We start from the raw sequence: 22,686 nt of genomic DNA, 5'->3' as shown, positions 1-22,686 counted from the left end.
TCAGGCAGCGGCCTTCAACTGAGGCTTGGCGGCATGGCTCGTCAGATAGTCCATCGCGGCGGCCACGCCGCTGCCTTCCAGCTTCACGCCCGCGAGCTTCAGGCCCATCTCGCAGCCGGCGAGCGTCGCCATCAGCGTGAGGTCATTGCAGTCGCCGAGATGCCCGATGCGGAACATGCGCCCTTTCAGCTTGCCGAGCCCCGTGCCGAGCGACATGTCGAAATGTTCGTAGATCAGCTTGCGCACCGCATCGGCATCGACACCTTCGGGCGTCATCACGCCCGTCAGCACCGGCGAATACACTGACGGGTCCGCGCACTGGACCGGCAGGCCCCACGCGTTCACCGCCGCGCGGCAGGCCGCCGCGAGCCGCTGATGGCGCGCGAAGACCTGTTCGAGCCCTTCGTCGAGGATCATGTCGAGCGCTTCGGAAAGGCCATACAGCAGGTTCGTGCTCGGCGTGTACGGCCAGTAGCCCTGCTTGTTCATCTCGATGATCTCGTCCCAGCCCCAGAACGCGCGCGGCAGCGTCGCGGTTTCGCTCGCCTTGATCGCCTTCTGCGACACCGCGTTGAAGCTGATCCCCGGGGGCAGCATCAGGCCCTTCTGCGAGCCCGACACGGTCACGTCGACGCCCCATTCATCGTGACGGTAGTCGGCGGAAGCGAGGCCGGAAATCGTATCGACGAGCAAGAGCGCCGGATGCCCCGCCGCATCGATCGCGCGGCGCACGGCGGCGATATCCGAGGTGACGCCCGTCGACGTTTCGTTGTGCACGACGCACACGGCCTTGATCGCGTGACCGCTGTCTTCGCGCAAGCGTGCTTCGATCATGTCCGGCTGCACGCCGCGCCGCCATCCTTCGATGCCGGGCAACCCGAGGAATTCGGGCTTCAGGCCGAGGTTCTCGGCCATCTTCTTCCAGAGCGTCGCGAAATGGCCGGTCTCGTACATGAGGACCGTATCGCCCGGCGAAAGCGTGTTGGCGAGCGCCGCTTCCCACGCGCCCGTGCCCGACGCCGGATAGATCACGACCGGCTGCGTCGTCTTGAAGATCTTCTTGATGCCGTCGAGCACCTTCACCCCGAGCGCGCCGAACTCCGGTCCGCGATGGTCGATCGTCGGATAGCTCATCGCGCGCAGGATGCGGTCGGGCACCGGGCTCGGCCCCGGAATCTGCAGGAAATGGCGTCCGGCGGGATGGAAATCGAGCTTGAGCATGGTGCGCGTCCTTTTGGAATTTTGCATGCAAAATACTCTAGCGCACGGATGGTCGCGCGCAAAGCCGTTTTGCTTAGGGGAAAACCCCGCCGCAGCAATTGGCGGTGCCGGCGTGCGGCAGTGCGGTAAAATCGCGAAAAAAGAAGCTCGGAGTATTGAATGCAAAATGCTGACCTGCCCGAAGCGCAGTTCGAGCTGGCCTTGCCGAAAGTCGAACGCCAGCGGCTGCACGACACGGTCGTCGACCATCTGCGCACGTTCATCGTCGAGGGACGGCTCGCGCCCGGCGTGAAGCTCAACGAGCGCAAGCTGTGCGAAACGCTCGGCATCTCGCGCACGCCGCTGCGCGAGGCGCTGAAGGTGCTGGCCGCCGAAGGGCTGATCGACATCTCGCCGAACAAGGGCGCGTCGGTCTCGCAGATGAGCGAAGCCGAGATTCGCGAAACTTTCGAGCTGATGAGCGGACTGGAAGCGTTTTCTGGCGAACTCGCCTGCGAGCGGATCACGGCAACCGAGATCGCCGAGATCAAGGCGCTGCACTACGCGATGCTCGCGTGCCGCCAGCAGAACGACCTGTCCGGCTACTACGCGCGCAATCAGGCGATCCACGACAAGATCAACGAAGCCGCGCGCAATTCGGCCTTGCGGCAGACGTATGTGTCGATCAACCGGCGGCTGCAGGCGCTGCGTTTTCGCTCGAACTTTCAGACGCCGAAGTGGGACAGCGCGATCCGCGATCACGAAGAGATGATCCAGGCGCTCGATTCGCGCGACGGCCGCCGCATGGCGACCATCCTGCGTGCGCATCTGCTTTCCAAGCGCGATGCGGTGCTGGCCGAGCGCACCTTGACGACGGTGCGTCCAGCGCCCGATCGCCAGGAGCCGTGAATCGAACGCGCGCCGTCGCGGGTGTTACGCTTGACAGATGACGCAACCCTTCCCCGAACCCGGCTCGCTGTGGCCCGCAATCCTGCGGCAGTCGCGCCGCGCGCTCGACTGCGGCGCGCTGCGCCCAATCGACACAGTTCAGGCGACGATCGACGACGCAGGCGTGACGTTTCTCGTGCGGCAGGTGTCGAGCGTCGCGCGCAAGGACGAGGACCGCGCGCGGCGCGATTCCGCACCGCCGGGCACGGTGCGCGTGAACCCTTTCCTGCCGTGCGACGATGATCTGGTCGTCGCGGATATCGGCGAGAGTCACATTCTTCTGCTCAACAAGTTCAACGTGATCGACCAGCATTTGCTCGTCGTCACGCGCCGCTTCGAGCCGCAATCCGCGCTGATCGACCTCGCGGACTTCGCGGCGTGGTTCGCGTGCCTCGATCAGTTCGACGGACTCGGTTTCTACAACGGCGGCCCCGAAGCGGGCGCGAGCCAGCCGCACAAGCATTTGCAGATCGTGCCGCTACCGCTCGGGCATCCCGGCCCCGCGCTGCCGGTCGAACCGCTCGTCGCGGCTGCGCGCCTGCGCGATGGAACCGGCGTCGTGCCGGGATTGCCGTTCGCCCACGCGTTCGCCCGCTTCGACGTATCGCGCGGCATGAATGCGCCCGGGACCGCGCACAGTGCCTGGGCGTGCTATCGCGCGTTGCTGGACGCAGCAGGCGTGCCGCCCGTGGACGTCGACGGCAAGGCGCATCAGTCAGCGCCGTACAACCTGCTCGTCGCACGCGACTGGATGCTGCTCGTGCCGCGCTCCGTCGCGACGGTCGACGGCATCGCGGTCAATGCGCTCGGCTATGCGGGCTCGCTCTTCGTGCGCGACGAAGCGCAAATGCGCACCGTCGAGCGGCTCGGACCGATGAACATGCTCGCACGCGCAGGCCGCTGAACGGGCACGTCTTGAAAACATCTCGTCCGCCCCGCATGTCGGTATCCGATCATTGCGGAGCCCCATCATGGGAAGCCGTCCCCGTTTCATCGACGATCTGTCGCGGGGCGCGCCGGACGCAGCCGAACCGCTTGCGCTTGGCGACCACGCACTCCTCGACGCCTACTCCCGCACGGTCATCGGCGCGCTTGCACGCGTGCAGCAGGCTGTGGCCTTCATTTCCGTCGAACGACGCCTGCCCGGCGATGCGAACGGCCGCGGCGCGCGCGGTGGCACGGGTTCCGGCTTCATTTTCACGCCCGACGGCTATCTGCTGACCAACAGCCACGTCGTGCACGGCGCGACGCACATCCGCGTGACGCTTGCGGACGGCGCGACGTTCGACGCCGATCTCGTCGGCGAAGACCCCGGCAGCGACCTCGCCGTGCTGCGCATCGGCTCGCCGGAGCCGCTGCCGCATGTGGAACTCGGCGATTCGTCGCGGCTGTCGGTCGGCCAGATCGCGATTGCCGTCGGCAATCCGCTCGGGCTCGCGCAGACGGTCACGACGGGCGTCGTCTCCGCGCTCGGGCGGTCGCTGCGCTCGACCTCGGGCCGCATGATCCCGGACGTGATCCAGACCGACGCCGCGCTCAACCCGGGCAACTCGGGCGGGCCGCTCATCAATTCGTCCGGCCAGGTGATCGGCGTGAACACGGCGGTGATCCAGGGCGCGCAGGCGATCTGCTTCGCCATCGCGATCGATACGGCCAAGTGGGTCATCATGCAGATCTTCGCGCACGGACGCGTGCGGCGCGCGTATATCGGCGTGGCGGGCACGACGGTGCCGGTCTCGCGGCGCGTGCAGCGCTATTTCGACCTGAACTCGACGAGCGGCGTGCATGTGATGGAGCTCGTCAAAGGCAGTCCGGCCGCGCTCGGCGGGCTGCGCAACGACGACCGCATCGTCGCCATCGACGGCCTCACGGTCGACAGCGTCGATGCGCTCCAGCGTGCGCTCGACGGATCGCGGATCGGCCGCGCGGTGACTATCACCCTGCTGCGCGGTTCGCAGAAGCTCGACCTCGTCGTGACGCCGGTCGAGCAAAACGCCTAGCCGCGGCGGCGCGGCGGGTCGGCGGGTTCGGCCAGTTTCGCGAGCAACGCGGCCGCGTGACGGACCACGGTCTCGGTGGCATCGGGCGACTTCATCAGCGCGTGGATGCGCTTTCTCCAGTACTCGGGCTGCATGACGGGATTGTGCGCCGCCACGCCACGGCGACGCCCCGGCATGCGCTCGAGTTCGGCGATCATCCGCTCGATATGCACGAGTTCCTGCTGCTGAAACGCTTCCGAACTCACGGTCTCCTCCTCGCCGCTTGCGTCAACGGCAACGCGCATCGGTTCCGGTTTCTTGTTTTCTTTGCCACCGGGCCGCGCCACATGAAGGCGATGCGCGAACGCCGGCCCATCCACTAAACGGACGAAGCATCGGTTTTATTCCATGCTCGCGGCGCATCGGCGTGCGGTGTCACGCCGAAGACGACGCGTTCCCGTTGGCGATCCTATCCGTATGAGCGTTTGTGTGCGCTAGCAGGCGGTGGCGGGATCGGTGCTGCGGCTTAATCAGTGCAAGCACTCCGAGACTGCGTGCCATCGGTCGATGACGCATGCACGCCGGGAGAAGGCCCTGAAAAAAGGATCGCCATGCCGAACCAGACAGACTGCCCGTCGTCCACGCGTGAAGCGTTTCGCTGCACCGGCCAGGAATTCGATGCGATCGTTCGGTTTGCAGAGGAACGCGGACTGGAACATCAGCCGTTGCAGTTCGTGGTCGCACAATGGTGCCGGTTGCAGCGGCCTTCGTCGTGAAGGCGTTAGGCTCGGCACGCCTCATTCATTGCCCCGACAGCACGCGCTGCTTCAGCACCCAGATCGCAGTCGGCACCGCGTAGTAGCCGCTCACGTTGCCCGTGACGAGCTTGCCGGTCAATTGAATGCGCGAGTTTTCGGTGGGCGTTGTATCGACGATCTGCACGACGTCGATCGAGCTTTGCTGCTTCTGGCCCGCCGGGGCGCCGGGCGAATTCACGCAGATGGGATTCGCGAGCGAGAGCACCCAAACGGATTTGGCCGAAGCTTCGGCGGCGCGCGCGGCCTGACGCGTGGCGGTGCCCTCGAGCGTGACGACGTCGCCATCGGAATAGCACGGGGCCGCTGAAGCAGAAGCCGTCAGCAGCAAGAGTGCATAAGCGCAGGCCTTCGCTGTCATTCCAACCTCGCGTCGGTGCGATGGGGGCTGAGGACGTCTTCATGCAGCATTGCGTGCAGCTTAAGTGATCGGGCCCCGGGCCGCAACCCGGCGCAGCCCCTTGCTAGCGCGTGCGCTCATTACACCGACGAAATCAATGATTCTCGGCGCTCGGGAATGCGGGTTGCTTTCGTTCCTCTGACGAAAGGCGACGCATGAAAGCAAAGACGCCGATGCGTCGCTTCGGACCGGGCCAACCACAGTCCCGGCCGTGCGTCGCCAATCGACGTGGGAGGTCGATGATGAATCAGGTCATAGTGGGTGTATTCGCGTCGTATCGAGATGGACACGAGGCTTTGCGCGCGTTGCAATTGGCGGGACTCAGGCGCGACGACGCCCACCTGTATCGCGCGGGGCAGCCAGGCGCGCCGCAAATCGACGAGGAGTGCCTGCCGACGACGGATGCGCATCGCGAGGATGAAGCGGAATACGTCGCGCACGGCGAGCATCAGGGCGTGGTGGGCGGCCGGAACCGCTTTACGGCGGCGAGTGCAAGGCTGCCCGAGCCGCTGCCGGGAAACGACAAAACCCCGCCTGTGGAATACCGCGGACGCACCCTGCTTGTAATCCGCCTGAGCGACGAGATCAAGCCCGGCGCGGTGGGCGAAATGCTGCACGAACACGGCGCCATCGCCGTGAAGGACGCCTCGGGCCACTGGCGCTTCTCGCCCTATCGCGGCGGATCAAGAACGCCGCGATAACCGGCGTGGCCCCGCGCGATCAGTGATAGCCGGGGCCTCGCTTGACGGCTTCGAGCGGACGCGCGTCGCTGCTCGTGTCCGGCGCTTCGTGCGTTTCTGCCTGCGACCCGGCGTCCGCTTCGGCTTCCGCCGCGGCGAGGCGCATCGCCTGCTGGGTCGCGACGGCGCGCAATGCCCTGCAATGCGCTGCATGCCTCATGTCCGCCAGCATGCGCACCACCTGACGCGTCCTCGTTCTCATCGCTGCCTCCTGCAACAAGCGTCCGACATCCTGAGAAATCACTTTAAGTGTAGGTCGCAAATAGCCGAACGCAAAGCCTCTTCGCGAAATAGCAACGCCCTGCGAATCGCGCTGTGCGATGTACTTCAGATCTCGACCATCCGGGTCCGACGATAGCGGCGCGCGGCAGCGGCCGTCGGTGCGCGCGTTCACGTTCCGGTCCGCGTGTGTGTTCGCTGCGGCACACCGAAGCGCATGCCGCTTTGCGCCACTGCCCGCCGCGCCTTGCCTCGCGCGCTCGATCACCGGAGAATCGCGTTGACGATGCGCCGCGCGTCCGTAAAATGAACCAATTGGTTAAATCGGACGCGTGGAGCGCGTCCATGCCGGCGATCGATCGCCGTGCAGGGTGCTTCGCGGGGAGAAAGCAGATTGACGGACACGACATGGCAGCACTAGGAGAAGGCCGCGCGCGATATCGCATCGATGCGCAAGGGCCCGGCGCCGGCATCGCCATCATGATTCTGACCACGGCGGCGTTCGCGGCAAGCGATTCCACCGTGAAGCTGATCGGCGCGGCCGTGCCGCTTCTTGCACTGCTCTGGGTGCGCTATCTGTTCCAGATGATCGTGCTGGGCGTGTGGCTCGCGAAGCGCGGCGGCTTCGGGCTGTTTCGCTCGGCGAACGTGAAGCTGCAATGCCTGCGCGCCGTCCTGTTGCTCACGAATTCTGCCTGCACATTCGCGGGCCTGAGGCATCTTCCGCTGCCGGTGACCACCTCGCTCGCGATGCTTGCGCCGCTCATCTCCACCCTGCTCGCCGCGACGCTTTTGAAGGACAACGTGCCGCGCAGCAAGTGGGCGATGGTCGTGCTCGGTTTCGTCGGCATGCTGCTCGTCGTGCGGCCGGGCGGCAGCGCGTTCAGCTGGACGGTGATTTTTCCGATCGCGGCGGCGACGACCTTTGCGTGCTTCCAGGTGTTGTCGAGCCATCTGTCGCGCACCGAGGATGCAATCACCACGAACTTCCTGACCGCGCTGGTCGCGACCATCGTGCTGTGCGTGCTCGTCTGGATGGATCAGGCGGAGACGCTGCCCGCACTCGGGCAGGTGCGCGTCGGAAGCTGGGCGCTCGTGGTTCTGATGGCGTCGATGGCGACGCTCGGGCAACTACTGATGCTGCAGGCGCTGCGCCGCACGCCGCTTTCCGTGCTGACGCCGTTCGGGTATGCGCAGCTCGCGTTCGCGTCGCTGTTCAGTTGGGCGTTCTTCGGCCAGGCGCCCGACTTGTGGATGTCGATCGGCATGGCCGTGATCGCCGCGAGCGGCATCGGCACGGTGCTGCTGCACGGACGCACGCCGGCGCCCTAGCCGCGCGCGTTTCTCTCGAAGGAGCGTCACATGGACACGCGTTCGATACTCGGCATGCTGCACGCAGAAGAAGCCCTGCTGGTTTCCATCGTCCGGTCGATGCCGCCGGACGTGCGCGACCGGATCGTCGGCGACTTTCACGAGCAGGCCGCGATCGCCGAAACGTCGCATCTGACAACGAGCGAGCGCGAAACAAGCGACGCGTTCAAGGCGCATGTGAGACGGCTGTCGAACGTGCTCGCGTCGCTGTCCTAGCGAACCGTTACGGCGTGACGACGTTAAGGCGCCGCCTGCGATGCAGTCGACTGGCCGGTGCAGAGCCAGTGCACGTCGACGTCGAGCGTGCGCGCGATATGCGTGAAGGCGGCGAGCGGTGGAACCGTAATGCCACGTCGCCAGAACTGCACGTCGTGTTCGCTCACGTCGAGCCAGTTCGCCGCTTTCGCGGAACTGACGCCGGCCTTCTGAAGGGTCCTGTCGAGGCGCGCGGCAATGGCGCGCCGGAGTGCGTTGTCCTCGTGACTGCGTTCGAGGTGTCCGATGGTTTGGGAATATCGCCCCATGTGCTTCAAGTCTCTCTCGATTTATATTTTTCACATTGAGCGCCGCGTTTTGCAGCGTCAATGAAATGCTAACTGCCGACGATGACCTCGTCGTGACACAGATTAAATCCTACTAATTACACTTTTTGCGCGTTTTCACGTATTTTTCTGCGCTTGCTGCAATGCATGAATTTTCGAGAGCCGAAGCGTCACTGTCAACTATAAAAATAATTTCTAACGATTTTGCCCGTAGGTGTTTACTCGCACGCTTCTCCATTTGCTGATGCACGTGGAATGGCTATCCGGGGAATCCCTGAATCGGCGCCGAGGACCGCGCAGCAAGGGAAATATGACGAACGACCGTTAATTAATAATCGGCTTCATTCAATTTTGGCGTCGCTATCAAACTGTCCCGATGCCGGTCAAGCGGGGAAAACGCAGTTGACACACATCGATTAATCCCTAGAATTGATTCCTTCGTTGCGCCGCAACAAACGGCGCGGCAGATCACACTACAAACAGGCCGATATTTTTAACTGGAGAGTTCACAGATGAGCAGTCTTGCCCCGGAACAAATCGTTGCCTCTCAGAAAGCGGGCTTCGACACGCTGTACGGTCTCGCCGCCAAAACGTTCGAAGGTTTTGAAAAGCTGGTCGGACTGAATGTGCAGGCCGTTCAGACGTCGCTTGCAGAAAGCCAGGAGCTGGTGGGCAAGGCGCTGTCAGTCCGCGATCCGCAGGAATTCCTCGCGTTGCAGACGGGCCAGTCGCAGACGAGCGTCGAGCGCGTGCAAGCTTACTGGCGCGATGTGTATGCCGTCGTGAACGAAACGCGCAGCGCCTTCGCCTCCGCGGCCGAAGCGCAACTGAAGAAGTCGCAGGACGACGCGCAGTCGTACGTCGAAAACCTCGCGAAGAACGCGCCGGCCGGCAGCGAAGCGGTCGTGACGGCGTGGAAGTCGGCGTTCGGCGCGGCGACGGAATCGGCGAACACGGCTTACGAGGCCGCCAAGAAGGCCGCGAAGCAAGTGGTCGACGCCGCCGAAACCAACGCGAACGCCAGCGCCGAAGCAGCCAACAAGGGCGCGACGCAACTGGTCGCAGCCGGCAAGGCCGCCAGCGCGAAGAAGTAAGCGCGGGCAGTCGCCAGTCGCAAAAAGAGCGAGCCGCCTGGCTCGCTTTTTTCTTTGGCGCGGCCCTTCACGGACCGAGGTTCTTCAGCACGAGTTCGTGCGAGCGCCCGATCCACACCGCGGCATCGCGATGATCGCGCAAGGCATCGCCGGTATTGGGGTGCAGGAAAACGTCGAGCGGGCCATGATTGAGCGTCAGCCATTCGACGATCTCCGCGAAACGCGCGGGCTCGAACGCCATCTGATACGACCACATCGGATGCGGGCCGACCGGCCGCTCGTGAAAGCGCCCCATCGTGAGCCTGCCCGCGAAACGCGTTTCGATGGTTTCGCGAAGCTGCCACGCGGCATCGCGGCTTGAGGCATCGAAGTAGACATGCGCGTGCCAGCTGCTGATCGCCGATGCGTCTGTCGGGGTCATCGTGAGTCCTCTTTGCGTGCGATGGCAGGCCGCGTGCTGCGTCCCTGAACCGATTCTAACGATGCGCGCCCGCACACCGCCCGGTTTTTTTCGGCGCCGCGTTTCGTGAGATAGTCGGAGCCTGCCCGCGCGGTCCGGCGGACACAATCTCCCCTCCTCCTCACGTTCAGACGACGCATGAATAAATCGAAGCTCTCGTTGCGATCCAGTGCAGTTGCGTTGAGCCTGTGCAGTGCACTCGGCGCGCTCTCATACGCGCCGGCGACCCACGCCGACGCGCTCGACGATATCGAAAAGCGCGGCGTGCTGCGCGTGGCCGTCCCGCAGGATTTCGCGCCGTTCGGCTCGGTCGGTCCGAGCATGCAGGTCGAAGGGCTCGACATCGACGTCGCCGCGCTGCTCGCGAAGAAGATGGGCGCGAAGCTCGAGCTCGTGCCCGTCACGAGCGCGAACCGCATTCCGTATCTGCAAACAAAAAAGGTCGATCTCGTGATCTCGACGCTCGGCAAGGACGCCGAGCGCGACAAGGTGATCGACTTCTCGCAGCCCTACTCGCCCTATAACAACAGCGTGTTCGGTCCAGCGAGCCTCAAGGTGGACGGCCCGGCGGATCTCGCGGGCAAGACGGTCGGCGTGGCGCGCGGCACGTTCCAGGACCTGCTGCTCACGAAGAGCGTGCCGCCGAGCGCGGTCGTCAAGCGTTACGACGACAACAACGGCATGATCGCCGCCTACGTCTCGGGACAGGTGCCGCTCATCGGCACCGGCGACTTCGTCGCGACCAAGCTCGCCACGCTGATGCCCGCCGACGCGCCGAACAAGCCGGTGCTCAAATACGTGATTCATGAATCGTCGTGCCGCGTCGGGCTCAACAAGAGCGAGCCGAAGCTCATGACGCGCGTGAACGGCGTCCTGACCGACGCCAAGAAGAACGGCGAGCTGAACGCCATCGTGCAGAAGTGGCTGCATGTGCCGCTGCCGCAGCAGATGGCGCAGACCTTCGACTGACGTCGTCAGCGTGCGCGTCCGATTCGTCACGCAACGCGCGCGCCGAGCGACCGAATATTCCCGGAGATTCAATTACGCGCGCAGTTTGAGGTTGATCGGCATCCTGCTCGGCACCATCGTGAAGGCGGAGATTTCCTTGATTGTCGCGGGATCGACCGCCAGCGATATCTCGAAGTTCGCGGCCAGCATCGACAGCACCAGCCTCATTTCGACGTTCGCAAGGTGACGGCCCGGACAGACGCGCGGGCCGCCGCCGAAGGTCAGGAATGCGCGCGGCTCGTGCGCGCCCCGTGATTCGTCGTGCCGATGCATCCAGCGGTCGGGGTCGAATGCTTGCGGCCTGGCGAAGTTCGACGCTTCGAGCATCGCCGGCCGCGTGAGAAAAAAGAGCCGCATGCCCGCCGGAATCGCGACGCCGCCGAGGCACACGTCTTCGAGCGGCTCGAACGTCTGGATCGCGGCGACCGGGCGCAGCCGGTTCGCTTCGTTGCAGACCGCCTCGCAGAAATCGAGACCCTTGAGCGCGCCGTAGTCCGGACAGACCGCCGATGCTCCGAGCACTGCGCGCGCATGATCCGCGAGGCGCTGCTGCAGGGCCGCGTCGCCGCTGAGGTACATGAGCGCCCAGTTGATCGTGTTGGCGGTGGTGTCCTCGCCGGCCACGAGCAGCGTAAGCACGTTGGCGGCGATCTGCTGGTCGGTGATGGCGGAGCCGGGCGCATCGCGCGCCATGAGCATCGCTTCGAGCAGATCGTGCGGTTCGCGCGGCTCGTCTCTCGGCGCCTGCTGCATGCGCTCGCGCGCGCGTCCGATCATCGCGTGGATGTAGCGGTGCACTTCGGCCATCGTGCGATCGAAGCGGCGGTCGCGCGGCAAGCGGACATATCGCCAGTACGGGAACGGCGCGCTCACGCGACGCATGATCTCGGGCAGGATCAGCGCGAGGTGCTCCTGGATGACGCCGTGTTCCTGTTCGAGCGTGTTCGGATCTTCGCCGAACGCGAGCGCGCTCGTCACGTCGACGGTGTAGCGCTTGAGCTCCTCGGTCATCTCGAGCGTGCGCCCTTCCGATGCCGCGCGTGTCAGACGCCGCTGCAAGCGATCCGTGATCGCGGCGAGCGCGGGATAAAAGGCCTTGATGTTCGGAATCGACAGCGCCTGCATCACGAGCCTGCGTTGCGGCTCCCACGCGGCGCCCTCGGCGGAAAAGAGGCCGTTGCCGCCGATCTCCGCCATCACGGATTCGATCGGCGAAAAGCGGCGATACAAATGCGGCCGTTCGCGCATGACAGTCTGGAAGAGGTCGGCCTGCGTCCAGACCGTGACGATCATCGGACCGAGCCGGTAGCGATACGGCGAACCGTACTCGACCGCCCATCGTTCGAGCACGGTATGCATCGTGCTCGGCGAGACCTGGAGCGAATTGCCGAAGAGCGGCAGCCCCGGCGGCCCGGGCAGATCGCGCACGTGCTTCAGGCGGGCATCGCCGAATTGCTGAACGTCCATCGTCGTTCCCTCACGTGCCGTATCCGCCCGCGGCGTAAGCTCGCGCAGATCGGCCGGCCATCAACCAGCATAGAACATGCGGCGCACGCACGGCCCCGTCCTGTGGTCGGACGCGCATCGTGAACATTTTTGCAATTGAATATTCCACCCGACGACGCGTTTCCGCGGCATTCCACCACAGGTTGTCGCACCCCCTGCTGCCTATTATCTAAGCAGTTCAAGCGAACCTGAAGCACGAGCGGCTTCGGGTTCATTCGCACATGGGAGCAGAACATGAGCAACATTACCAAGGACGAACGTTTTGAGTTGCTGGAAATGATCGCGAGCGACGCGCTCGGCATCACGAGTCTGGCAGCGACCGGCAAACTCACTGCCGACTTTCGCGTGATCGGCGTGGAAAATCTCGCGCGTGCGCTTGAAAGCGCGTATGACCTCGGTCTCGTGACGGGTTATCGACTGGGCTTGCAGTCCGCATCGAACGACGCAGGTCTCGCGGCCTGACAGGCTCGCGAGCGAAATCGCTTTTAATTAGTTATCCGAATTTTATAATCTCCATGAGGCGCATTTCGACGCCTCTCCATCTCCTGATTTAAGCACTTCTTGAAGCGCTTCCGCATCGATCCAAGCGATCGCATCGATCATCCGTACACCCAAAAGAACATGGGCTTCTTGGGGGATTAAATCTTACGGATCGGCCCGTACACTGCCTTCACATTTCAGCTGGTCGAAAGCTCACCCCCGTTAGGCAAGGCCGATGAAGTGCATATTGAAACCCGATCCAGGAGAAGCAACATGATGAAGAAGGTATGGATGTCCATTAGTGCCGCGCTCGTCACGGTGTTCGCGTCGTCTGTCTTTGCGAGCGGTTATGGGCCGGCGCCGTTCTATGGTCCGTCGCAGGGCGCGCCGAGTTCTCAACGCGGGATGAGCGAGCAAACGATTGCGGCCGAGCAAGCCGGTCAGGACAACGGAAGCGCTGCGCGACTCGCCAAAGCCCAGCAAGCCGACGTGACCGCCGAAGCCCAGCAGTAAACCGTTGCAGGAAAGATGCGTCTGGCGGCGAGCGTCATCGCTACCGGACGCGTCCTTAGCACCAAATGCTAAACTACTGTACATGCGTACAGTAGCCAAACAACCGGACCCTCCCGCCTCGGACGACGCGCCGCGCTACGTCGTCGCGGTCCGCGCGCTGTGCGAATTCACGGCCAAGCGCGGCGACCTCGATCTACGCTTCACGCCTTCGCCCACGGCACTCGAAGGCATCGCCGGACACACGACGGTGACCGCCCGGCGGCCTGTGGGTTATCAGACGGAAATTGCACTCGGCGAGGTCTTCGGCCCGCTTCAGGTGCGCGGTCGTGCCGACGGCTACGATCCCGCGTCGAATCAGCTCGAAGAGATCAAGACCCATCGCGGCAAGCTCGATGCGATGCCCGACAATCACCGGCATCTGCACTGGGCGCAGGCGCGCGTCTACGGCTGGCTGCTGTGCAGCAAGCTCGGCCTTGCGCAGATGCGCATCGCCCTCGTGTACTTCGACATCGCGAGCCAGAAGGAAACGGTGATCGTCGAGACGCACTCAGCCGACGCGTTGCGCGCGCATTTCGTCGAACAGTGCGAGCGTTTCATCGCGTGGGCCGCGCAGGAAGTGCGGCATCGCGAGGCGCGCGACGCGGCGCTCGCGGCGCTCACCTTTCCGCACGCGTCGTTCAGGCCGGGACAGCGCGCACTGGCTGAAGCCGTCTATCGCTGCGCGGTGCATCAGCGCTGCCTGATGGCGCAGGCGCCGACGGGCATCGGCAAGACCGTCGGTACGCTCTTTCCGCTGCTCAAGGCGTGGCCCGCGCAGCAGTTCGACAAGATTTACTTTCTCACCGCGAAAAGCGCCGGGCGGCAACTCGCGCTGGACGCTCTGAAAACGCTGACAGAAGCGCCGGACCGCGCGCCGCTTCGCGTGCTCGAACTCACCGCGCGCGAGAAAGCCTGCGAGCATCCGGACCGCGCGTGCCACGGCGAATCGTGTCCGCTCGCGCGCGGCTTCTACGACCGCCTGCCCGATGCGCGCGCCGCCGCGCTGCAAGTCGCGAGCCTCGACAAGACCGCGCTTCGCGAGGTCGCGCTCGCGCACGACGTCTGCCCCTATTACCTCGGGCAGGAAATGGCGCGCTGGAGCGACGTGATCGTCGGCGACTACAACTACTACTTCGACACGAGCGCCATGCTGTACGCGCTCGCCGAAGCAAACCGCTGGCGCGTGAGCGTGCTCGTCGACGAGGCGCACAATCTCGTCGAACGCGCGCGCGGCATGTATTCGGCGACGCTCCACCAGGCTGTCTTCGACGCGATGCGCCGCACCCTGCCAGCGCCGCTCAAGCGCGCCCTCGCCCGGGTCGCGAGAAGCTGGAAGGATCTGGCGGCGGGTCAGACGGCCGATTACCTCGCGTCCACGGCGTTGCCGGCCGATTTCGTCGACACCCTGCAACGCGCGATCTCGCAGATGAGCGATTTCCTGACCGAGCATCCCGACGCCTTCGCGCCCGAAACCCTGCGCTTCTATTTCGACGCGATGCATTTCGTGCGCATCGCCGAGCGCTTCGACACGCATTCGCTTTTCGACATCACGCTCGCCCCGCGTTTTCGCTCGACGACGCCGAACGCCGTGCTGTGCCTGCGCAACGTGATCCCGGCGCCACATCTGAAGCCGCGCTTCGCGCGCGCGCATTCGGTCGCCCTCTTTTCCGCGACGCTCACGCCGGCGCACTTCTACAGCGACACGCTCGGCCTGCCGGAAACGAGCGCGCGCGTGGATGTCGATTCGCCGTTCGTCGCGGAGCAGTTGCAGGTGCGTGCCATCGCCGACGTCTCCACGCGTTATCGCGACCGCGCGCAATCGGTCGCGCAGGTGGTCGACCTGATCGCCGCGCAATATGCGCGCGCGCCCGGCAACTATCTGAGCTTTTTCAGCAGCTTCGACTATCTGGCGCAAGTGGCGGCCGCATTCGCCGCGCGCCATCCGCACGTTCCGGTGTGGGAGCAGGCGCGCGCAATGAGCGAAGCCGACCAGCACACGTTTCTCGCGCGCTTCGCGCCGGACGGCTGCGGCATCGGTTTCGCGGTGCTGGGCGGCGCGTTCGGTGAGGCCATCGACTTGCCGGGCACGCGGCTCGTCGGCGCATTTGTCGCGACGCTCGGGCTGCCGCAGCTCAATCCCGTCAACCAGCAGATGAAAGCGCGCATGCACGAGGCATTCGGCGCGGGCTATGACTACACGTATCTTTTCCCTGGCTTGCAAAAAGTCGTTCAGGCGGCGGGTCGCGTGATTCGCGGACCCGACGACCGCGGCGTGCTCTATCTGATCGACGATCGCTTCGCGCGGCCCGATGTACAAAGGCTCTTGCCGGCGTGGTGGCGCGTGGACGTGATGCGGCATTGCGACGCCTGAAACGCTGGGCGGCCGTAATGCCGGTTTTAACCGCTGGCACCCGCATTGCTATAGGTGTGCACCCACAACCGAGGTGCCATCATGACCACAGCAAAAGCCTCCGCGCAGGACGCGCTCGCGATACTCGAAGCCGACCATCGCGCCATCGAACAACTTTTCGACGCCTTCGAGCGCGCACCGAAAGACGATCTCGAACGCAAGACGACGCTCGTGCAGCGCACCTGCGAACTTCTCACGATCCACGCGATGGTCGAGGAAGAACTGCTTTACCCCGGCGCGCGCGGCGTCCTGAAAGACGACGAAAAAGACGAAGTCGACGAGGCCTATGTCGAGCACTTCCTCGTCAAGACGTTGATCGAAAAGTTCACCGAGCTAAAGGCCGGCGACGAGGGCTTCGATGCGACCTACAAGGTGCTCTCCGAAAACGTGAAGCATCACGTCGAGGAAGAAGAATCGACGCTCTTTCCGGAGTTGCGCGGCGCCGGGATCGACTTGATGGCGCTCGGCGCGAAGATCGCGGCGCGCAAAGAGGCGCTGCAGAACAAGATCACCGAAGTGGCGACCGCGCACTGAGCGCGGGCCACGAGGCAGAACCGGAGGAGCGCGATCGATGGCGTACATCGTGTACATGAACACCGGCGACGACGATACCGTGCGCGAGCGCGATCTCTTCGACATCGACGCCGCCGGCTTTCTCGTGGACATGAGCGGCGTGGTGGCCGACGCCTGCGGCATCGCCGCGCCCGCTGCGGCGCGCCCCGCGCTGCAGCGCGTGCTGCGCCGCGTGACGGCCGGCGACACGATGCTGATCGCGCGGCTGCACTACCTCGGCAACAGCATCGGCGACGTCGTGAGCACGCTCAAGATGCTCGGGCATCGCGGTGTCGATGTCGTTTGTCTGGAGTACGGCCGCACCAGCCTGACCGCGAGCGGCAGCGACTCGCCGATGCGCGCGCTCGAAATCGCAGTCGAAGTGGAGCGTCTCGCCAAGCGCGCACGGGCGCTGGAGGCCGCGGCTGCGGCCAAACGCCTGGGATTGCCGCAAGGCCGGCCCGCCTCGCTCACCGACAGCCAGCGCAATCAGGCGCTGCGCGCGCTCGCCGCTGGCAAGACCGTGACGGCGGTCGCGCAGACCTTCAACACATCGCGCCAGACGATCATCCGCCTGCGCAACGCGCACGCGCGCGAGCAATCCGACACCCCCGCCGGCACCTGATCGCCCGCGCTTCGAATGTCAGAGCAAGACGCGGATGGTTCTTCCTGCGCGCCCGGATGCACACTGCATGCTTCGGAAGGCGATCAGGCCTCGTGTGGACGACAGGAGCCATCGATGAAGGTGTGGGAAAACGCGGCGAAAGCCGCATCGGCGGCCGAGCGCGTGGCGGCGGTCGACTGGTCCCGTGTCGAAGACGAACTCGACCGGTTCGGCTGCGCGGTGGTCGAGCAACTGCTGACGCCGCAGGAATGCGAGGCGCTCGCCGCAAACTATGCACGCGAGGACCTCTACCGCAGCCGCGTCGTGATGGAGCGACACGGCTTCGGACGCGGCGAGTACAAGTATTTCGACTATCCGCTGCCAGAGACGATCGAAGCGCTTCGCGGTGCGGCCTACCCGCATCTTGCGCCGGTCGCGAACCGCTGGAACGAGATCATGAAGATCGACGCGCGCTATCCGGCGCGGCACGGCGAATTCATCGAACGTTGCCACCGCGCCGGTCAGACACGGCCGACGCCGCTGATCCTGCACTACCGCGCAGGCGACTACAACTGCCTGCATCAGGACCTGTACGGCGAACACGTCTTCCCGATCCAGCTTGCGATCCTGCTCTCGCAGCCCGGACGCGATTTCACCGGCGGCGAGTTCGTGCTGACCGAGCAGCGTCCGCGGATGCAGTCACGCGCGGAAGTCGTGCCGCTTTCGCAGGGCGACGCCGTGGTTTTTGCCGTGCATCATCGGCCCGTGACGGGCACGCGTGGCGCGTATCGCGTGACCATGCGACATGGCGTGAGCCGGCTGCGCTCGGGGCACCGGCATACGCTCGGCATCATCTTTCATGATGCACAGTGACGCGCGTTATTCGTTTTCGTCGAAGTAGTGGCCGAAGCGCGCCTGCTTCGTCTTGATGTAGCGCTCGTTTTCCTCGCGCATCGGAATGGCGAGCGCCACGCGTTCGCACACCGGGATGTCGTGCTTGAGCAGCGTGTCGAACTTCGACGGATTGTTGCTCATCAGGCGCACCGACCGCACGTTCAGCGCGCGCAGGATCGCGGCGGCGGAGTCGTATTCGCGGGCGTCGTCGGGCAGACCCAGGTGCAGGTTCGCATCGACGGTATCGAGCCCCTGCTCCTGCAGCGCATACGCGCGGATCTTGTTCGCGAGGCCGATGCCCCGCCCTTCGTGGCCGCGCAGGTACAGCAGGATGCCGCGGTCTTCCGCCGCGATGTAGCGCAGCGCGAGGTCGAGTTGTTCGCCGCAGTCGCAGCGGTACGAGCCGAACACGTCGCCCGTGACGCATTCCGAATGCAGGCGCGTCAGCACCGATTCGCCGCCGCGCACGTCGCCCATCACGAACACGATGTGCTCGATGTCGGTGCGCTTCACGCGATAGACATACGACGCGAACGTGCCGTAGCGCGTCGGAATCGTCGCGGTGGCGGCGAGTTCGACGTCTTCGTTGGGGGCGCACTGGCCGAAGCCCGCGTGGTCGGCCTGCGTGGGCTGCGCGTCTTGCACGGCTTGTGAATCGGAAGCGGTTTTCATGGTTGTTTCGGTGAGTCTCTGGCGGCAATTTGCGGCTGCCCGGGACGTCATGTTAAAGCCCCTCGGGAAAGTTTGCAGCTTTTCGCCCCGGTATGCAGGGTTTTTGCCGTCGTTTGGGGCAGGATGCCGCGTGCCGGGGATCGAAAGCAGAAAGCATCGCTTCGTCAGAAATTCATCGCTTGGTAGAGTACGGGGCAACTTTTCAACACTCCAGCGAAGAAGAAAAATGATCCGTTCACGTTCCGTATCGCGTTTGAAGGCGCTCGGCGCCATTGCCGTGGCGTTCGCCGCCGCGCCTCACATGGCATCGGCCGCGACCAAAACCCTCGTGTTCTGCTCCGAAGGCAGCCCCGCGGGCTTCGATTCCGCGCAATACACGACCAGCACCGATTTCGATGCGGGCGCCCACGCCGTCTACGATACGCTCGTCGAGTTCAGGCGCGGCTCGCTCGATCTCGTGCCGGGACTCGCCGAAAAGTGGGACGAAGCGCCCGACGCGAAAACCTTCACTTTCCACCTGCGACACGGCGTCAAGTTCCAGTCGACACCGTATTTCAAGCCGACGCGCGATTTCAACGCTGACGACGTCGTCTTCACGTTCAAGCGCATGGTCGACCCGAACGAGCCGTTCCAGAAGGCGCATCCGGTCGGCTTTCCTTACCTGACGGACCTCGGCTACGACAAGAACATCGCATCGGTCGAAAAACTCGACGACTACACCGTGCGCTTCACGCTCAAGACGGCGGACGTCGTGTTCGTGCGCAACATCGCGATGGAATTCGCCTCGATCGTTTCGGCCGAATACGCGGCACAATTGCTGAAGGCGGGCAAGCCTGAGGACATCAACCAGAAGCCGATCGGCACGGGCGCGTTCGTGTTCCGCGACTATCAGAAGGACGCGACGATCCGCTACGACGCGAACCCGACCTACTGGAACAAAAAAGACGTGCACATCGACAAGCTCGTCTTCTCGATCACGCCCGATGCCGCCGTGCGCATGCAGAAACTCGCAAGCGGCGAGTGTCAGTTGACGTCGTTCGCGCGTCCCGCCGACATTGCCGCCGCGAAGAAGGATCCGAAGCTCGCGGTGCTGTCGGGCGTCGGTTTCAACGTCGCGTATGTCGGCTACAACACGACGCACAAGCCCCTTGACAACGTGCTCGTGCGCCGCGCGCTCGACATGGCCGTCGACAAGCAGGCGATCATCAAGAACGTCTACGAGGGCGCGGCGACCGTCGCGAGCAACCCGATGCCGCCGTCGCAATGGTCGTACAACAAGGCGCTGAAGGACGCCCCTTACGACCCCGCGAAGGCGCGCGACCTGCTGAAGCAGGCCGGCTTCGCGGACGGCTTCTCAATCACGCTCTGGGCAATGCCGGTCCAGCGCGGCTACAACCCGAACGCGCGGCTGATGGCGCAACTGATCCAGTCGGACTGGGCGAAGATCGGCGTGAAGGCGAAGATTGTCAGCTACGAATGGGCCGAGTACAACAAGCGCGCGAAGCAGGACGGCGAGCACGACGCGATCCTCTACGGCTGGCTCGGCGACAACGGCGACCCGGACAACTGGCTCGGCACGACGCTCGGCTGCGACGCCGTGCACGGCAGCAACATGGCGAAATGGTGCAACAAGCAGTTCGACGACCTGCTCGCGAAGGCGCGTCTCGTCACGGACCAGAACGCGCGCACGAAGCTCTACGAGGAAGCGCAGGTCGTCTTCAAGGATCAGGTGCCGTACACGCCGATCGCCCACGCGAACGCCTATCAGCCCGTTTCGACGCGCGTGCACGGTTATCTGATCAGCCCGCTCGGCGGCCACCGTTTCGACGGCATCACGCTCGACTAGGTCACGCGGGGTTGTCGAAGTCGCCGGGGCTCCGGTCGGTTGCGCGCCACTCGGGCTTCCTGACCGGATCGGCCTGTTGCAGCGCGGCGCGCACGCCTTCGGCGTCGAGATCGGCGGTGTAGACGGGCGTCGCGGGCTGCTGGCGCCAGGAATCGTCGAGCGTGCCGGCGTCGACGGCATCGAAACCCACTTCGTCGACGAGCTTCATCACCACGGCTTTCGTCTTCGCATCGTCGCCCGCCACCGGCAGCGCGATGCGCTTCGGCGTGCCGGAAGGCGCGCCTTTGTTGCGCAGATGCGCCGCGTAGATGTTGTTAAACGCCTTCACGACCGGCCGCCCGATCTGCTCCTCGACCCAGCGGCTTTCCGTCGAACCCTTCTCGATGCCCGCGATGCGCCCGTCGCGCTGACGCGGATAGTAATTGCCGGTGTCGATCACGACCGTGCTCGCCGGCACGCCCGCGAACAGGTCTTTCGGCAGGTTGGGCACCTTCGCCTCCGGGATCGTCACGACGATGACGTCCGCGTCCTTTACCACGTCTTTCAGTTCGGAAGGCGTGGCACCGGTTTCGCGCTCGACTTCGCCGAGCGTGCCCGGTCCGCGCGAGTTGCCGATCCTGACTTCGTGCCCGCGTTCCACAAAACGCAGCGCCAGCACGCTGCCGATATTGCCCGCTCCGATGATGCCAATCTTCATTGCGACTCTCCGTTGGATTGCTCGGCGTCGCCACGCGCGACGCGCGGCACCGGTCGTCTAATCTTACTGCCGGTGCGGTTTTCGAGCAGAACCTGGACCACGCCAAATCGGAGCCATCGTCATAGATCGAGTTGCTCGCGCTTTATATTGCGGTGGGCGACTCGCAGCGCACTACCAGGTAGCGGTGACGCGTTTGACCTGTTTAACCTGTTAGCGCGCCGCATGCGGCATGATCGCGTGGTTCCTCGGTCACATAGCGGACAAATGCCTGTTCCGCGCTGTCTGCGTGATTGAAGCAAATGAAGTCTGCGATGTTTTCAAATCGCTGCGCCACACCGTCGTGGAGAAAGTAGAAGAAATCACAGTTCCGATCTATTTCCGCGATGTTATGAGTCGAAAAAAGAATCGACGTCCCGCTTTTAGCGACATGTCGTAGCGTTCGCTGCATATAGATGCTGAACTCCGGATCGACGCCTGCAGTCGGTTCATCCAGGAGATACATCTCCGCGCGTACCGCCATGAGCGTCAAAAAAACAAACCATTTCTTCTCACCGTAACTGCAACCAGTCGCTTTCCGCTCGTAGAGGTCGGCAAATTTATTCTGCTCTTTCGAACTCAAACTCAGCACGAGTTGCGTCAGATTTTGCGGATCATCACGTGAGAAATCTTGAACCAGCTCGGCCATCTCGCCGAGTTTCAACGCATTCGGTATGGTAATGACCTGCGTGAGATAGGCCAGGTCGCGCCGATTCGACCTCGTCCGTATGACTCCACTATCTCGCTTCTTCAATCCGCAGACAATATCGAACAGCGTGGTTTTTCCTGCCCCGTTAGAACCCAGCAGCCCGACGACGCTCGACGGGGGTATGTCGAGATTCAAGCTGCGCAAGACGGGCCGTTCCTTATAAGAAAAATGCAGATCTTCTATTTTGATTGCCGGCACGTAGGCGCTCATCGGTTACTCCATTGCGGGTTAAGTCGCTGATGCGCGATGCCAAAAAATCCGAACGCCATTAGCAACAGCGCGTGAACTGAGACGGCGGTCAGCCACGTTAATGACATCGCCCCGGAAATCAATTTTCCTGCTAGCGCAAAGGGATTGATCATTTCTGCAGGGAAACCAAAGTACTGGACGTCGCGCGAGGACAACCCGGCGACAACGCATATCGTGACAAAAATAGACAGCGAACTGCTTGCTGCCTGAAAAGTGAGCGGCAGGGCCGCAACTACAATCGCGCCGAACATGAAAAGCACACAAACGCAGGCGTACAGCGAATAAAAACTGAGCAACTGGGTGAACGGCATCCGCATCACGATTGCCGACGTCAAGGCTAGAAACGCAGCGCCATAGCCCAATGCCATGACTAACGAGGCCAGAAACTGGGCCCCGAGAAAACGATGTCGGCGATGCGGATCGGTGAGGAAGGTTCGAACGAAACCGCTTTCTCGTCGTCCGACCAGTACAGACCAAAATTAAATACGGATGTTGTCAGTGCGATATAGGCTAGACAGAGTCCGACCAGACGAAGGTAAATAGTCTGGTCGACCTGGGTGTGCGGCGAATTAGAAAACATGACTATATAAGCTAGCGGCGCCCCGAACGCCCAGAATACGCCGATAGGTTCACGCACCTGTTCCTTGATGAAAATATTCGCGCTTTTCAACAGACTCATTACATCATCCTAGGGAAATGGAAC

27 protein-coding genes and 1 pseudogene are annotated in these 22,686 nt (G+C 63.6%); 16 read left to right on the top strand and 12 right to left on the bottom strand.

Going from position 1 to position 22,686, the window contains the following annotated elements:
- Window positions 1-1,221 (bottom strand): aminotransferase class V-fold PLP-dependent enzyme, encoded by a 1,221-nt coding sequence (locus QCE48_RS23600; protein WP_309782602.1) that lies wholly within the window; start codon window positions 1,219-1,221, stop codon window positions 1-3.
- A 159-nt stretch (window positions 1,222-1,380) separates the two neighbouring features.
- Here QCE48_RS23600 and QCE48_RS23595 point away from each other — a divergent pair, with 159 nt between their 5' ends.
- The 3 genes from QCE48_RS23595 to QCE48_RS23585 all read left to right on the top strand — a co-directional run bounded on the left by QCE48_RS23595 (window position 1,381) and on the right by QCE48_RS23585 (window position 4,148).
- The gene (locus QCE48_RS23595) at window positions 1,381-2,109 is read left to right on the top strand and encodes a GntR family transcriptional regulator (RefSeq protein WP_309782601.1); all 729 of its coding nucleotides are present in this window, start codon (window positions 1,381-1,383) and stop codon (window positions 2,107-2,109) included.
- 37 nt (window positions 2,110-2,146) lie between these two features.
- Window positions 2,147-3,052: a DUF4922 domain-containing protein gene (locus QCE48_RS23590; RefSeq protein ID WP_309782600.1), complete on the top strand. Its 906-nt coding sequence runs from the start codon at window positions 2,147-2,149 to the stop codon at window positions 3,050-3,052.
- A 67-nt stretch (window positions 3,053-3,119) separates the two neighbouring features.
- Entirely contained in the window at window positions 3,120-4,148 is a 1,029-nt protein-coding gene (locus QCE48_RS23585) for a trypsin-like peptidase domain-containing protein (protein ID WP_309782599.1), read from the top strand.
- On the opposite strand, the gene QCE48_RS23580 is transcribed toward QCE48_RS23585, so the two are convergent.
- Window positions 4,145-4,432, bottom strand: coding sequence for a hypothetical protein (locus QCE48_RS23580; protein WP_309782597.1), 288 nt, complete (start codon window positions 4,430-4,432; stop codon window positions 4,145-4,147). The two genes, QCE48_RS23585 and QCE48_RS23580, sit on opposite strands and share 4 nt — an antisense overlap.
- 306 nt (window positions 4,433-4,738) lie before the next feature.
- On the opposite strand from QCE48_RS23580, the gene QCE48_RS23575 reads away from it, so the two are divergent.
- Window positions 4,739-4,903, top strand: a complete 165-nt coding sequence (locus QCE48_RS23575; protein WP_309782595.1) for a hypothetical protein — start codon at window positions 4,739-4,741, stop codon at window positions 4,901-4,903.
- A gap of 25 nt (window positions 4,904-4,928) precedes the next feature.
- Here the strand turns inward: QCE48_RS23575 and QCE48_RS23570 are convergent, their stop codons facing one another.
- Window positions 4,929-5,303: a hypothetical protein gene (locus QCE48_RS23570; RefSeq protein WP_309782594.1), complete on the bottom strand. Its 375-nt coding sequence runs from the start codon at window positions 5,301-5,303 to the stop codon at window positions 4,929-4,931.
- Between the two features lie 281 nt (window positions 5,304-5,584).
- On the opposite strand from QCE48_RS23570, the gene QCE48_RS23565 reads away from it, so the two are divergent.
- Window positions 5,585-6,043, top strand: a complete 459-nt coding sequence (locus QCE48_RS23565; protein WP_309782591.1) for a hypothetical protein — start codon at window positions 5,585-5,587, stop codon at window positions 6,041-6,043.
- A gap of 19 nt (window positions 6,044-6,062) precedes the next feature.
- On the opposite strand, the gene QCE48_RS23560 is transcribed toward QCE48_RS23565, so the two are convergent.
- Entirely contained in the window at window positions 6,063-6,284 is a 222-nt protein-coding gene (locus QCE48_RS23560) for a hypothetical protein (protein WP_309782589.1), read from the bottom strand.
- Between the two features lie 425 nt (window positions 6,285-6,709).
- On the opposite strand from QCE48_RS23560, the gene QCE48_RS23555 reads away from it, so the two are divergent.
- Entirely contained in the window at window positions 6,710-7,633 is a 924-nt protein-coding gene (locus QCE48_RS23555; protein ID WP_309782587.1) for a DMT family transporter, read from the top strand.
- 30 nt (window positions 7,634-7,663) lie between these two features.
- A complete protein-coding gene (locus QCE48_RS23550; protein ID WP_309782585.1) occupies window positions 7,664-7,888 on the top strand; it encodes a hypothetical protein in 225 nt (74 codons plus the stop codon).
- Between the two features lie 23 nt (window positions 7,889-7,911).
- Here the strand turns inward: QCE48_RS23550 and QCE48_RS23545 are convergent, their stop codons facing one another.
- Entirely contained in the window at window positions 7,912-8,196 is a 285-nt protein-coding gene (locus tag QCE48_RS23545) for an XRE family transcriptional regulator (RefSeq protein ID WP_309782581.1), read from the bottom strand.
- Window positions 8,197-8,726: 530 nt separating this feature from the next.
- On the opposite strand from QCE48_RS23545, the gene QCE48_RS23540 reads away from it, so the two are divergent.
- Window positions 8,727-9,308 carry a phasin family protein gene (locus QCE48_RS23540; RefSeq protein ID WP_309782579.1) on the top strand — a complete coding sequence of 194 codons (582 nt, stop codon included), beginning with the start codon at window positions 8,727-8,729 and terminating at the stop codon, window positions 9,306-9,308.
- 67 nt (window positions 9,309-9,375) lie between these two features.
- On the opposite strand, the gene QCE48_RS23535 is transcribed toward QCE48_RS23540, so the two are convergent.
- Window positions 9,376-9,729 (bottom strand): DOPA 4,5-dioxygenase family protein, encoded by a 354-nt coding sequence (locus tag QCE48_RS23535; RefSeq protein ID WP_309782578.1) that lies wholly within the window; start codon window positions 9,727-9,729, stop codon window positions 9,376-9,378.
- 177 nt (window positions 9,730-9,906) lie between these two features.
- Here QCE48_RS23535 and QCE48_RS23530 point away from each other — a divergent pair, with 177 nt between their 5' ends.
- Entirely contained in the window at window positions 9,907-10,737 is an 831-nt protein-coding gene (locus QCE48_RS23530) for a transporter substrate-binding domain-containing protein (RefSeq protein ID WP_309782576.1), read from the top strand.
- Window positions 10,738-10,809: 72 nt separating this feature from the next.
- Here QCE48_RS23530 and QCE48_RS23525 read toward each other — a convergent pair whose 3' ends face one another.
- A complete protein-coding gene (locus QCE48_RS23525) occupies window positions 10,810-12,243 on the bottom strand; it encodes a cytochrome P450 (protein WP_309782573.1) in 1,434 nt (477 codons plus the stop codon).
- Between the two features lie 273 nt (window positions 12,244-12,516).
- Between QCE48_RS23525 and QCE48_RS23520 the strand changes: the two genes are divergently transcribed.
- The 6 genes from QCE48_RS23520 (at window position 12,517) to QCE48_RS23495 (ending at window position 17,753) form a co-directional block, all read left to right on the top strand.
- Entirely contained in the window at window positions 12,517-12,744 is a 228-nt protein-coding gene (locus QCE48_RS23520) for a DUF6900 domain-containing protein (RefSeq protein ID WP_309782572.1), read from the top strand.
- 291 nt (window positions 12,745-13,035) lie between these two features.
- Complete coding sequence (locus QCE48_RS23515; RefSeq protein WP_309782570.1) at window positions 13,036-13,275, top strand: hypothetical protein; 240 nt, start codon at window positions 13,036-13,038, stop codon at window positions 13,273-13,275.
- A gap of 82 nt (window positions 13,276-13,357) precedes the next feature.
- Entirely contained in the window at window positions 13,358-15,685 is a 2,328-nt protein-coding gene (locus tag QCE48_RS23510) for an ATP-dependent DNA helicase (RefSeq protein ID WP_309782569.1), read from the top strand.
- An 81-nt stretch (window positions 15,686-15,766) separates the two neighbouring features.
- A complete protein-coding gene (locus QCE48_RS23505) occupies window positions 15,767-16,258 on the top strand; it encodes a hemerythrin domain-containing protein (RefSeq protein WP_309782568.1) in 492 nt (163 codons plus the stop codon).
- Between the two features lie 37 nt (window positions 16,259-16,295).
- On the top strand, window positions 16,296-16,901 hold the full coding sequence (locus QCE48_RS23500; RefSeq protein WP_309782567.1) for a recombinase family protein: 606 nt from the start codon (window positions 16,296-16,298) through the stop codon (window positions 16,899-16,901).
- 114 nt (window positions 16,902-17,015) lie between these two features.
- The gene (locus QCE48_RS23495; RefSeq protein WP_309782566.1) at window positions 17,016-17,753 is read left to right on the top strand and encodes a 2OG-Fe(II) oxygenase; all 738 of its coding nucleotides are present in this window, start codon (window positions 17,016-17,018) and stop codon (window positions 17,751-17,753) included.
- Window positions 17,754-17,759: 6 nt separating this feature from the next.
- Here QCE48_RS23495 and ribA read toward each other — a convergent pair whose 3' ends face one another.
- Entirely contained in the window at window positions 17,760-18,446 is a 687-nt protein-coding gene (gene ribA, locus QCE48_RS23490; RefSeq protein WP_309782565.1) for a GTP cyclohydrolase II, read from the bottom strand.
- A 226-nt stretch (window positions 18,447-18,672) separates the two neighbouring features.
- Here ribA and QCE48_RS23485 point away from each other — a divergent pair, with 226 nt between their 5' ends.
- Window positions 18,673-20,292 (top strand): ABC transporter substrate-binding protein, encoded by a 1,620-nt coding sequence (locus tag QCE48_RS23485; protein WP_404982035.1) that lies wholly within the window; start codon window positions 18,673-18,675, stop codon window positions 20,290-20,292.
- A 1-nt stretch (window position 20,293) separates the two neighbouring features.
- Here QCE48_RS23485 and QCE48_RS23480 read toward each other — a convergent pair.
- The 4 genes and pseudogenes from QCE48_RS23480 to QCE48_RS23465 form a co-directional block, all read right to left on the bottom strand.
- Window positions 20,294-21,013: pseudogene (locus QCE48_RS23480) on the bottom strand (NADPH-dependent F420 reductase); the annotation flags it as partial.
- 178 nt (window positions 21,014-21,191) lie between these two features.
- A complete protein-coding gene (locus tag QCE48_RS23475) occupies window positions 21,192-21,944 on the bottom strand; it encodes an ATP-binding cassette domain-containing protein (protein WP_309782563.1) in 753 nt (250 codons plus the stop codon).
- The gene (locus QCE48_RS23470; protein WP_309782561.1) at window positions 21,941-22,351 is read right to left on the bottom strand and encodes a hypothetical protein; all 411 of its coding nucleotides are present in this window, start codon (window positions 22,349-22,351) and stop codon (window positions 21,941-21,943) included. Before QCE48_RS23470 ends, QCE48_RS23475 begins: the two co-directional genes overlap by 4 nt.
- A 2-nt stretch (window positions 22,352-22,353) precedes the next feature.
- Window positions 22,354-22,662, bottom strand: coding sequence for a hypothetical protein (locus QCE48_RS23465; RefSeq protein WP_309782560.1), 309 nt, complete (start codon window positions 22,660-22,662; stop codon window positions 22,354-22,356).
- Between the last annotated feature and the right edge of the window lie 24 nt (window positions 22,663-22,686).

This window comes from Caballeronia sp. LZ024, assembly GCF_031451455.1.
In the GTDB taxonomy this organism is placed as follows: Bacteria; Pseudomonadota; Gammaproteobacteria; order Burkholderiales; family Burkholderiaceae; genus Caballeronia; species Caballeronia telluris.
This window is presented reverse-complemented; position numbering and strand designations above follow the sequence as displayed.